The sequence below is a fragment of the Streptomyces sp. Je 1-4 4N24 genome, assembly GCF_026239515.1.
In the GTDB taxonomy this organism is placed as follows: Bacteria; Actinomycetota; Actinomycetes; order Streptomycetales; family Streptomycetaceae; genus Streptomyces; species Streptomyces nigrescens.
This window is the reverse complement of record NZ_CP110836.1, coordinates 1,844,746-1,855,622: the sequence shown is the minus strand read 5'-3', so window position 1 is coordinate 1,855,622 and position 10,877 is coordinate 1,844,746. Positions and strand designations below refer to the sequence as shown.

The 10,877-nt window shown below is 67.8% G+C and carries 8 protein-coding genes and 1 pseudogene; 3 read left to right on the top strand and 6 right to left on the bottom strand.

The genetic code is table 11. The features are described from left to right. Positions 1 to 360 precede the first annotated feature (360 nt). The gene (locus SLV14N_RS07885; RefSeq protein WP_263268753.1) at positions 361 to 1,068 is read left to right on the top strand and encodes a hypothetical protein; all 708 of its coding nucleotides are present in this window, start codon (positions 361 to 363) and stop codon (positions 1,066 to 1,068) included. Positions 1,069 to 1,502: 434 nt separating this feature from the next. Further along, positions 1,503 to 2,483, top strand: coding sequence for a helix-turn-helix domain-containing protein (locus SLV14N_RS07880; RefSeq protein ID WP_263268752.1), 981 nt, complete (start codon positions 1,503 to 1,505; stop codon positions 2,481 to 2,483). A 107-nt stretch (positions 2,484 to 2,590) separates the two neighbouring features. Here the strand turns inward: SLV14N_RS07880 and SLV14N_RS07875 are convergent, their stop codons facing one another. The 4 genes from SLV14N_RS07875 to SLV14N_RS07860 form a co-directional block, all read right to left on the bottom strand. Continuing rightward, complete coding sequence (locus SLV14N_RS07875) at positions 2,591 to 3,460, bottom strand: hypothetical protein (protein ID WP_263268751.1); 870 nt, start codon at positions 3,458 to 3,460, stop codon at positions 2,591 to 2,593. A 148-nt stretch (positions 3,461 to 3,608) separates the two neighbouring features. After that, positions 3,609 to 3,983: a peptidase inhibitor family I36 protein gene (locus SLV14N_RS07870; protein WP_263268749.1), complete on the bottom strand. Its 375-nt coding sequence runs from the start codon at positions 3,981 to 3,983 to the stop codon at positions 3,609 to 3,611. A gap of 1,079 nt (positions 3,984 to 5,062) precedes the next feature. Beyond that, complete coding sequence (locus tag SLV14N_RS07865) at positions 5,063 to 5,869, bottom strand: S9 family peptidase (RefSeq protein WP_030984182.1); 807 nt, start codon at positions 5,867 to 5,869, stop codon at positions 5,063 to 5,065. A gap of 122 nt (positions 5,870 to 5,991) precedes the next feature. Then, the gene (locus tag SLV14N_RS07860; RefSeq protein ID WP_263268746.1) at positions 5,992 to 7,536 is read right to left on the bottom strand and encodes an FMN-binding glutamate synthase family protein; all 1,545 of its coding nucleotides are present in this window, start codon (positions 7,534 to 7,536) and stop codon (positions 5,992 to 5,994) included. Positions 7,537 to 7,918: 382 nt separating this feature from the next. On the opposite strand from SLV14N_RS07860, the gene SLV14N_RS07855 reads away from it, so the two are divergent. Next, complete coding sequence (locus tag SLV14N_RS07855) at positions 7,919 to 9,349, top strand: cellulase family glycosylhydrolase (protein ID WP_263268744.1); 1,431 nt, start codon at positions 7,919 to 7,921, stop codon at positions 9,347 to 9,349. Between the two features lie 367 nt (positions 9,350 to 9,716). On the opposite strand, the gene SLV14N_RS07850 is transcribed toward SLV14N_RS07855, so the two are convergent. Together SLV14N_RS07850 and SLV14N_RS07845 are read right to left on the bottom strand one after the other, a co-directional pair. Beyond that, a complete protein-coding gene (locus tag SLV14N_RS07850; protein WP_317633738.1) occupies positions 9,717 to 10,292 on the bottom strand; it encodes a hypothetical protein in 576 nt (191 codons plus the stop codon). Further along, positions 10,246 to 10,497, bottom strand: a pseudogene (locus tag SLV14N_RS07845) (serine/threonine protein kinase); the annotation flags it as partial. The gene SLV14N_RS07850 and the pseudogene SLV14N_RS07845, both read right to left, overlap by 47 nt. Positions 10,498 to 10,877: the final 380 nt, after the last annotated feature.

The window sequence follows — 10,877 nt, the reverse complement described above, 5'->3', positions numbered from 1 at the left end:
GTGGACGTGAGATTTCGGCGCACGCTAACAGCGGGAGGGACCGGTGACGGCGGTGATCAGGCCAGGTGGCGGGGGAAGAGGGCGCGGCGCTTTCGTTGATTTCCGCGACAGAATCCGGCTGTTGACGGGTTTGCCGGTATATAGGGCATTACACCGTGATTGTTCTCCGAGAGTCGATCATGCGCCGGGGGCGCGTGCTTCGGGAGGGCCGAAAGTGGGCCGGGTGGCGACTTCCACAGGGTGACGGCGTCGCGACGGGGTGTCACCGGATGACGTCCCAAACTGATCGCTGCGTCTTCAGGCAAGGCTGTCAGGTGCTAGTTTCCCCCGCTCCATGGATCGTTGACGGGAAGGCCGAGCATGCCGAAGACCAAGCCCCGCAAGCCGGATGCAGACGTCAATCTTCGGCATGGCGGCCACGCCACGGACACCTGCCCGAGGTGTCATCACGTCAGGAACAAGAAGGACCAGGGGAAACTGCTCCACGGCATTCCGGAACTGACCGACAGCGCGAAGCTGCGCAGCGTCGTGGGACAGATCAAGGACAACCTGATGCAGGACAAGAGCCTGGTCGGCGATCCGGCGGCCGTCTTCATGATGGGCGTACTCGAAGCGAGGATCAGCGGGCGCGAGTACTACCTCTTCGCCTCCAGCGGGCGCACCGCAGAGCCATGGATCAAGCCCAAGCACCTCGACGGGATCACCTACCACCCGGGGAAGTGGACGCCGGCGAACCCCGCCATTCCCGCGAACAACAGGGGATGGCTGACCGTCCGCGGCGAGAAGGTGGACCTGGGCGCAGACATACAGGGCGTCACCCGGCCGTGCTCCGCCATGAAACTCCTGCTCGGACTCGGCGCGATGCACCTCGACTGGAAGTCCGTCGACTACGTGCGCATGAGCGAGATGGTCTACGTCGGCCCCAAGGCGGAGGACGCCAAACAGATGCGGGTGTGGCACGGACACGGCGCCACGAACTCCTGGACCGCCCACTCCTGCGACGCGTGCGAAGCCCGCATCCCGTACCTGATCTGCGACGTCCCTCCCCACTGGATCGAGAACCCCTGACCCGGAAGCCCTGGTCGAAGGCATCCACCGCCGGCGGTTCCCCCGCGACCCGCCGCGCCTGCCGCGCCTGCCGCGCCACGTTCCGGGGTGGTGGCCCGACTTCCCCGGCACTGACGCTCGTCGCGTGAGCGTTGGGTAAACGCTCAGCACCGTTGGTCCACGTTTCATCCATGACGAGGATCGCTCGGAGCTTCTCGCTTCGTGCCCAGGGCAGTGTGGCCTGATTGCCGGCGCGGACAGCCTGGTGGACTGAATAAGCTCAGACTTCGGCCCGAGGCGGTACCACGCCCTGGCTCTGCTCACGTCGCTGACAGGGCAGAAGGCTACGGGCGTACTCCCGTCTCCGGCCCCGTGACTGACCACCACGGGGCGCCGGACGGCGGCCACTCGCCGCGTGAGCTCAAGGACGCAGATTTACCCAAGGGGGAAGAACGATGACGATGGAGACGATCTTCCGCAGTAGCGATGTGCCGACGCCTGACCGATTCGATGTCTGGCGTCAACACCTGGCCAAGACGATCTGCCCCATGGAGACCAGTAGCGAGCACTCCGGTGACTTTCACGGTGAGCTGCGCAGTCTCCAGCTGGGGCCGGTATCGGTTGTGCCGACGAAGGTTCAGCCAGTCACGGGGCTGCGCACAGCCAAGTTGATTCGGCAATCCGACCCGGAGTGTTACACCCTCGCTCTCCTCCTGCGCGGAACCCTGGGAATTCGCCACGGCGGCCACGAAGCAGCGCACGGTGCACAGCAGATGTATGTCGTCGACACCTCACGCCCCTGGGAGACCGTAGCCGGCGCAGTGACATCGGTGGGAATGGGGATACCCAAGAAGTTACTGCCATTTCCTTCCAACAGCGTTGATCGCTTTCTCGCCCGCTCCTTACCCGGCCGGGAAGGAATCGGAGGTCTGCTCGCGCAGTTCCTCATGCGCATGGCCACCGACACCACGCCCTACCGGCCCGCAGACACTACTCGGTTGGGCACGGTGGCCCTGGACCTGCTCACCGCCACCCTCGCCCACCACCTGGAAGCCGACGACCAGGTACCCCCCGAATCCCACCGACGCGCTCTGACCCTGAGCATCCAAGCCTTCATTCATCGACATCTGGCCGACCCGGACCTGCGGCCCCCGACGATCGCAGCCGCACACCACATCTCCACCAGCTACCTCCACCGCCTCTTCCAACACGAAGAGACCACCGTTGCAGCCTGGATCCGCCGGCAACGCCTCGAACGCGCCCGCCGCGAACTCGCCGATCCCACCTGGCGCACCACCCCCATCCACGCCATTGCCGCCCGCTGCGGGTTCCCCCACGCAGCCGACTTCACCCGTACCTTCCGAACCGCCTATGGCATGCCGCCAAAGGACTACCGGAACGCGACCTGCCCCCGGATAGCCAGGGCTTCGACGTGACGACGTTCGGATGCGCGTGACCTGGAAGGTCGCCCACGCCTGCTCCCGCGAGTACACCCCGGCAGCAGAGACACTCCCGTCACCATCGAACACATGGCACACGCGGTTCAGTCGTCCTCGCGGTTCAGGACACGGCGGGCGGCTGCCAGCCAGCGGTCCTTGCGGGCCTTCGCCTCGTGCAGGCGGTCGGTGTTCTGCCGGATCAGGCGGTGTTGGACGCGGGTTTCGGCCGCTGCCCATACCTTCACCAACCTGGTCGACTTCTGGCAGGCCACGTCGGTGCGGGCGGTGGCGCGTTCGGCGGGTGTGGGTTCGGCCGTTTGCCAGCGCTTGTCGCCGGCTGCGGCATAGGGGTCCGGGTAGTCGAAGCCTGCCTTCGCCATGCATGCGTGCCATGTGCGCAGGGCGTCGCGTACTTCGCGGGTGCGCCGGGAGGCCTCCAGCGCGGTGCCGGTCAGCTGGTTGAAGGCGTCGTAGTCGGGTGGGGCGGTGTCGCCGACGAGTTGGTGCTGCGCTGCCTTGAGGCAGCCGCCTTCGCCGGAGCGGCCGTAGGCCGCTTTCTGGACCTCCGCGGGGAGGGCGTCGCGCTCGTCCCAGGCACGGTTGCGTCGTACTACCGAGGGTGGGTCGGGGCGCGGGTGGTATCCGTAGCGGACGGCCGCGGCCTCGTCGGCTCCGTATCGTCGGAGGTTCGGCGGCTTGGTGTCCTGGGGGTCCACCGGCGGCAGGGTCTTCCACTCCATGTCCAGGTCGTTCATGCACCGACGCATGAGGATGTCCTGTGCGTCTTCCACGATGTGGGTCTCGGCCACGGTTGACGCATAGGCGTCCAGTGGCAGCCGGAGCTGCTTGGCCTGCCGGGACACGGGCGGGGAGTGCGGGGCGGGCGTGGACTCGTGCTCCGCGGCTGTGCAGGCGGTGGTGGCCATGAGCAGCAGTGCGAGCGCGGTGGTGGCTCGGGCGCGGGAGGGCGACATGGTGGCCTCTCGTCGTGCGGTGTGCGGTGTGCGGTGTGCGGTGTGCGTTGAGTGGGGTGTGGTGCAGGTGGGTGGGGCGGGGTGCGGCCCCGGTTGCCGCACCCCGCCCGTCAGGAGTGCCTTACTGAACAGGCCTGCTGACCTGCCGTCAGTCGAACTCGATGGAGCTCGTGGCGTCGCTCATGCCCGCGTGGTGGCCGAAGTGGGCCTCCTTGTGGTGCGGCTTCAGCGAGAAGCTGGCGCCCGTGTAGTTCTTGTGCTGGTAGAACGTGACCCTGCGGTTGCCCAGGTTCTTGGCGGAGCTGATGGTGTCGTTCCAGCCGTCCTTCTTCAGGTTCCGCATGTTCTCGGTGAAGGTCGTGTTCCGGTTCTTGAAGTTGGCGTCCTGGTAGACCTTGACCTTCTTCACCGCGCGCTTGGCCGCAGCAACGTCCGCATGGCCGTCGGCGGCGGCCGGCAGCGCGATGCCGAGGGTGAGTGCGGCAGCGGTGGCGCCCGCGGCGGCTATAAGACGGATACGCATGATGTCTCCTCTTTCACTGGTTCTTGTGCGTTGACGTGATCCACTGGCGCGCTACGTGATGTGTCGACCGGAATAGAGTCCCAAGCCCTCAAGGACGCGTCGTTAGCAGAGAGACCACACTTCCTTGACAAGGCGTCTACGCACCGAGCAGTGATCCGCGATCCGAGGTCGTCGGCCGGGGCCCTCGACAGCACACCTCGCCACCATCGCCGTGATGAGGCAACAGCTCTTGGGCTCAAAGGGCGCGTTGCCGCGGACGATGCAGCCCTTCAGCTGGCCGAGCGGCGGTGGAGACCCACCACCTGATCGAGATCAACAGCCCCATGTCCAGCCTGCGCCGGGCCCGACACGTCCACGGGAGGAGTCGCATGACCACGCCACCGGACGACCCGAGGACCGAGCCGACGAGGCGTGTCCCGATAGGGGTCTTGCCGCAACGCCCGGCTCGTCGAACGCCACGCCTCGCAGCTGCTGATCCCGGTGGGCATCGGCCCGGACACGGCCGTCACTCTGCTGATCACGATGGGGGACACCCCCGGAATGCCTGCACAGCTACGTCGCTCGCGAGGTGTTCCACCTGGTCAGGCCCACACATCCACGACCTCCGCCATAGGGGCAGCGTGAGGGGTGAGGAACCCCCCGTCGGCTTGCTGGCGGGGTTTCCTGCGTTCGGGGACGGGCCCGGTGGGCCGTCTTCTCCCGACACCGGCCAACCTCATTCGGATCCCAGCACCCGGCAAGACAGTCGTCATCTATGCCGAGCCTTCCAGGCGGACGCGCACGGATGTCGCGTGGGCAAATCGATTGGCGGGACGCTTGGCCGGTTACGCGGAGCGGGCGGAGCCGGGCGCTGGCTGACCGCTCCTTGGCTCCTGCCTCGGCGGGAGCCGCGGTCAGGGTCTTGTCGTCCCTGGGACGCGACGCGTGGTACCAGCGGAGCGAACGTCGACGGGGAGGCAGACGAGGGTCATTTGCCACGGGGCGCCGTCGTTCGCTGGTCGTTTGGGGGCGCCGATCCGGGCGGCTCTCTCGTCTGCGTCCGTTGACTGGGTGCCAGCCAGGGGGTGCACCCTGCGGGACTATCCGAGCGAGCTCTTCACCACCTGAGATGTGTCTCCTGCGGGCCGTGGTCCGTGGATGTACTGGTCGGCCCAGGCGCTGATGATGTGGGCGGCTCGCTGTGCTTGTCCTCGGGCGGTCAGGAGATGGTCTGCTCCTTCGAGTGAGACGAAGCTTCGCGGGTGTCGTGCCTCGCGGAAGATCTCTCCGGCGTTGTCGATGTCGACGGTGTTGTCGGTCGGCGAATGCAGGACGAGCAGCGGCAGATCCAACTCGCCGATCCGATCCCGCAGGTGAGCACGGCGGACGTCTTCGACGAAGGCACGCTTGAGGACCAGGGTCCTCCCGCCGACGAACCACTCGTGCGACCCTTCACTGAGCACGCGATCCACGACCGCGTCGTACTGTCGCTCGACGTGGCTGGGATCGACCGGCGCCCCGATCGTGGCGACCGCGCGGACGCCGGTTGCCTCGGCCGCCGCGGCGAGGACGGCGGCGCCTCCCCATGAGTGCCCCACCAGCAGGTCTGCCGGAGTCCCGCGCTCCGCCATCATGGCTGCGGCACGGATCGTGTCCTGGACCTTGACGGTGAAGGAACCGTCCCCCCAGTCGCCGTCGGAGTCCCCGATCCCGAGGTTGTCGAAGCGCAGCATTCCGATCCCCTCGCGTGCCAGCTGCTTGCTGACACGCGACGCGGCCGGCGAGCCCTTGCCGAGTGTGAATCCGTGCACGAAGATCCCCCAGCCGCGGATCTCGCCGTCCGGCAGGTCGATGGCTCCGGCCAGTTCGGGGCCGACGACGCTCGGGAATCTCACTTTTTCGCTCATGTTCTGATCACCTAGGCAGGGGCTGTTCGTGGAGCAGGGAAGACAAGGGTGCCACCGGCCGGCGCCACGCGCGCGCTCCGGGCAGGGGAGCGGCGAGCGCGGTGCCTGCCGTGATCGGCGCGTCAGGCGGTCGGCTTCTGGTCGGAGGACTGCTCGGAGGTGAGCAGTGCGGTGATCTCCTCGGCGAGGTGCGGGCCGAGCTCGCCCCAGCCGTCCTTGTAGCCGTAGACGCCGGCCAGGGTGCGGGCCTCGTAGTCGCCGTTCATGATCTCGATGTCCGTGGCCGTGATGAGCGCCGGGTGGGCGACACCGACGGCCGCCGAGACCTTCATCAGCTCCTTGCGGAGGGTCCGCAGGTAGACAGCGGCCCGGGTGGCCTTCGAGGACGGGTCGAGGCCGCGGGCCAGCCACGGGCTCTGGGTGGCGACGCCGGTGGGGCACTTGTCGGTGTGGCACTTCTGCGCCTGGATGCAGCCGATTGACAGCATCGCCTCACGAGCCACGTTGATCATGTCGGCACCCAGAGCGAATGCGACCGCGGCGTTCTCGGGCAGGCCGAGCTTGCCGGAGGCGATGAAAGTCAGGTCGTCGGTCAGCCCCCGCTCGGCGAAGGTGCCATAGACCCGGGAGAAGCCCATCCGGAAGGGCAGCGACACCGAGTCGGAGAAGGTCAGCGGCGCCGCCCCGGTGCCGCCCTCGCCGCCGTCGATGGTCACGAAGTCGACACCACGGTCACCACGCGCCATCAGCGTGGCCAGCTCCTGCCAGAACTCCATCTCGCCCACCGCGCTCTTGATCCCGACCGGCAGGCCGGTCTCGGCGGCGAGCAGTTCGACGAAGTCGAGCATCGAGTCGACGTCGCCGAACGCGGTGTGCCGCGACGGGGATGCGCAGTCCTCGCCGAGCGGGATGCCGCGGATCTCGGCGATTTCCGGTGTCACCTTCGCGCCCGGCAGCATCCCGCCCAGCCCCGGCTTGGCCCCCTGGGAGAGCTTGATCTCTATCGCCTTGACCGGGGCGCCGGCGACCACATCCCTGAGCTTGTCGATGTTGAAGCTGCCGTCCTCATTGCGGCAGCCGAAGTAGGACGTACCGATTTGCAGGACGAGGTCGCCGCCGTTGCGGTGGTACGGCGAGAGACCGCCCTCGCCCGTGTTCTGCAGGGTGCCCGCCAGCGCCGCCCCCTTGTTGAGCGCCGTGATCGCCGCGCCGGAGAGCGATCCGAAGCTCATCGCCGAGATGTTCACCACGCTCGCCGGTCGGAACGCCTTGGCGCGCCCGCGCGGCCCGCCCAGCACCTTGGCTGACGGCAGTGGGGCCTGCGGGTCGTGCAGGTCGGGCAGCGTGCCGGCGAACGTGCGCTGCTTCAGGTACGCGTGTCCCTGCGTGTGCTCGACGTCGTTGTCGGTGCCGAATCCGAAGTAGTTGTTCTCCCCCTTCGCCGACGCGTAGATCCAGGTGCGCTGGTCACGACTGAACGGGCGCTCCTCGTCGTTGGAGGTCACTATGTACTGCCGCAGCTCAGGCCCGATCGTCTCCAACAGGTACCGGGCGTGCCCCAGCACGGGGAAGTTCCGGAGCAATGCGTGCTTCTTCTGGACAAGGTCACGAGCGGCCACCAGTGCCAATGCTGTTGCGGTGGCCGTGGCGATGGTCCGGGCGCGCATGAACGTTCCTCTCCTCGGTGCTCGACTCCATTGCCATGCGGTGGAGTCGTCGTGCCGGGCGTTGGGCGGCGGGCACGACCCAGCGGGCGTCAGCGTCCGTCGGAGGACGCCAAGCGATATTAGGGGCTCGCCCGGATAGTGGGTCGCGCGTGGGGTGGTCTTCCCAGCGGTGGGTGGTCCAGGCACGTCGGAACAGGCTACGCACGGTGACGCTCGCATAACACGGCGTAACGTCTGAGCGTCGGCCTTGCGGTGTCGGTGAGACGAACGCGTATGGGTCAGGAATCGCGGCGAACTCCTGGGAACTTCACCCACCCGCCAGTAGCATCCGGCCGGCCAGTAGCACGCCGCCCAAGCAGCCATCCTCGAAAGGGGCTCCTGCATGCGCTTGACCTCCCGCGTCGCCCCCGCCGCCCTCGCCGTGGCCGCCCTCCTGCTCGGCGTCCTCCCCGCGCAGGCCCAGGCCGACCCCGACCGCGCCCCCGACCGCGCCCCCGACCGGGTCACGGTCGGTGACCGCACCTTCATCGCCGACGGCCAAGGCCGCGCGCTCCAGTGGCGCGGCTTCAACCTCGCCGACAAGAGCAGCCGAGGCACCAACGCGTTCGCCGACATTCACGAGAGCGACCTCAAAGACATGGCCGCCCGGGGCTTCAACCTCGCGCGCCTCGCGTTCTTCTGGGACGACCTCGAACCCACCCCCGGGCACTACGACCGCGGCTACCTCACCAAGATGCGCCGCATCCTCGACTGGGCCAACCGCTACCACATCAAGGTCATCCTCGACGCCCACCAGGACGTATACGGCCCCCACTTCGGCTCCCGCGGCGTCCCCGACTGGGCCACCCGCGACGAGGGGTTACCGTTCTGGCCGATACCCGACGACTGGTTCTCCGAGTACTTCGAGCCATCCGTACAGACCGCCTTTGACCACCTGTACAAGGACGCCGACCTCCGCGCCGCGCACGCTCGCATGTGGATGACGGTCGCCTCCGCCCTGGGCAGGCACCCGGCGCTGCTCGGCTACGACCTGATGAATGAGCCGTTCGCGAAGTTCCTCGAAGGCGAAGACCTCCCCGCCGCCGCGGCCCGCTTCGAGGCCACCGAGCTCACCGAGCTGTGGAACCGCCTTGCCCGGGCGATCCGCCTGGTCGACCACAGGTCGTGGGTATTCGTCGAACCAACCGTCATCGTCGGTGTCGGCGTCCCGACCCAGATGGGCCACATCGACGACCCGCACGCCGGCTACGCGCCGCACTTCTACGAGACCGCGATGGAAACCGGCGCCGACTACGACCCCAACGGCACCTTCATCCCCGCCTACGAGGCCGCGATCAGCGATTACCCGACCCGTCACCGCATGCCGGTGATCGTGGGGGAGTGGGGCGGCAACCCCTACGTTCCGCACGCAAGCCAGTTCGTCACCGACATGACGGCCTCCCTGGACCGCTTCGCCAGTGGCTGGACGTGGTGGCAGTGGTGCCGGGGCGGCGGCTACTGCTTCCTCGACCAGACGGGCGCCGCGAAGCCCAACGCCCAGCTGCTCGTCCAGCCGTACGCGCGGGCCGTCGCGGGCGACCCGCTCAAGTTCGCGTACGAGCCGGCTACACGCACCTACACGCTCACCTTCCGCACCCGCGACAACGCAGCGGGACCCACCCGGATCACCGTGCCCAGGGACACGTACCCAGGCGGCTACCGCGTCGATATCCAAGGCGACAAGGCCAGTTGGGACGACCACGGCCAGGCCGTCACCGTGAGCACTCACGGCAGGGCCGGAGCCACCTACAGGGTCACGATCAGCCCGAGGTAGCCCACCCGATTCGCTCGGGGGCTGCGGCCCGCGGCGGGGGCTGCGGCCCGCGGCCCCCGCATCAACTCAGGAAACAGCACCGTCGGCTTCGACGAGAGAGATCGTCCGGTGCCTCAAACGCTACTCATCTCTCGGGTGGCGAACTCCCGGCCGGGCCGTTTGAGATACCAGGGGACTCGCTCCCCGTAGCTGCGCGCCACCCCTCCAGATCACCACGCGTCGAATCAGTACGGCGCTCCGAGTGATCGCAAGTCGTGGGCCTGGGTATACCGGTTGAGGTATCCGCGCGCTGGGTTCTGGCTCGTGAGACATCGGACCCGGGTGTCCGGTCCGTCCTTCGTCGTTCCCTTCGGGCTCGGGCCGTTCCTCACTGGGTCTTCTTCCGGTCGAACCAGATCGTCGCAAACGTCGGCGCGAGCCCTGCCCAGAACAGTATCTGCGGCAACATCCTTTCCTCCCAGGGTATTTGGGCGATCAGCAGTGCGCACAGCATGGCCCAGGCCGCCTGGGCCAGCACTGTGCGGGGCCACCGGCGGCGGCGTATCAGTGACCGCACATTGAGCTGGACGCCGGCGCGCCTGCGCCGGTAGCGCAGCACGGCGCCGACGATCCAGATGGCGGTCACCGGCACGAGATACCACAGGCGCTGACCGAGGGGCAGCGGCAGTTCCCGCGCCACCTCGCCCTCACGGACGAACATGTCCAGATCCAGCATCGCCCCGGCCAAGCCGACACAGAGCAGAGCCAGCCACCGCACCCCGCGCAGCATGCGGTATGTGGCTTGGTCGAGACCGCGCTGCATCTCGGCGGAGTCCGGTGCGGCGGCGAGCCCGGTGGCGTAGAGGTCGGCGGCCCGGGCGGCCTTGACGCCCGGGGCGTTGGCGGCCTTCTGGGTGCTCGGCCTCAGGGGCAGCGTCGACCACGGCGGCGGTGAACGCGCCACTCACCTGCCTCGCCGCCGTCACCTCCTGCCGAAAGCGGATGCGGAACTCGTCGTCCGCCGCGAACTGCGGGTGGATCAGTTTGATCGCGACAGGACGCCCCGAACTCGTACGAGCCAGAAAGACCGTGCCCATGCCACCCGAGCCGAGTCGCGCCTCAAGCGGATAACCGCCGATCTCGGCTGGATCACCTGCGCGCAGCGACACTCTTCCCGACCTCCCGTCCCTCGTGCACCTCTGCCACCACGGGCCTGCGTACCTCTCCTGCACACAAATTAGCCGCAGGGCAGTACAGCAGAGCAGAGTGGGTGACGAACAGGACCTCAGGGCTGCCGCTCCCGCGCCGCACGCGATGAAGCCTCGCCAAGAGGAGGGCGCGCAGGGCACCCATGAGGACCTGGTGGCGGCGCGTGCCCGTGGTGAGCGCATCAGCCGGCCGCTCGCGATGACGGAGGAACAGGTCCTGATAAGACATGGCGCAGGGCGGGTGATTCACCAGGGGCTGTTCGTGCGTGTTTCTGATCCTGGGCTGCCCTGGTCAACCAGCCGAACGAACGGGGCACCGACTCGCACTTCCCCTGCCCGGG

Coding starts and splice junctions, on each gene's coding strand:
- SLV14N_RS07870 (WP_263268749.1), bottom strand. CDS start 3,983: ATGCGTATCCGTCTTATAGCCGCCGCGGGCGCCACCGCTGCCGCACTC.
- SLV14N_RS07855 (WP_263268744.1), top strand. CDS start 7,919: ATGCGCTTGACCTCCCGCGTCGCCCCCGCCGCCCTCGCCGTGGCCGCC.
- SLV14N_RS07880 (WP_263268752.1), top strand. CDS start 1,503: ATGACGATGGAGACGATCTTCCGCAGTAGCGATGTGCCGACGCCTGAC.
- SLV14N_RS07865 (WP_030984182.1), bottom strand. CDS start 5,869: ATGAGCGAAAAAGTGAGATTCCCGAGCGTCGTCGGCCCCGAACTGGCC.
- SLV14N_RS07860 (WP_263268746.1), bottom strand. CDS start 7,536: ATGCGCGCCCGGACCATCGCCACGGCCACCGCAACAGCATTGGCACTG.
- SLV14N_RS07875 (WP_263268751.1), bottom strand. CDS start 3,460: ATGTCGCCCTCCCGCGCCCGAGCCACCACCGCGCTCGCACTGCTGCTC.
- SLV14N_RS07885 (WP_263268753.1), top strand. CDS start 361: ATGCCGAAGACCAAGCCCCGCAAGCCGGATGCAGACGTCAATCTTCGG.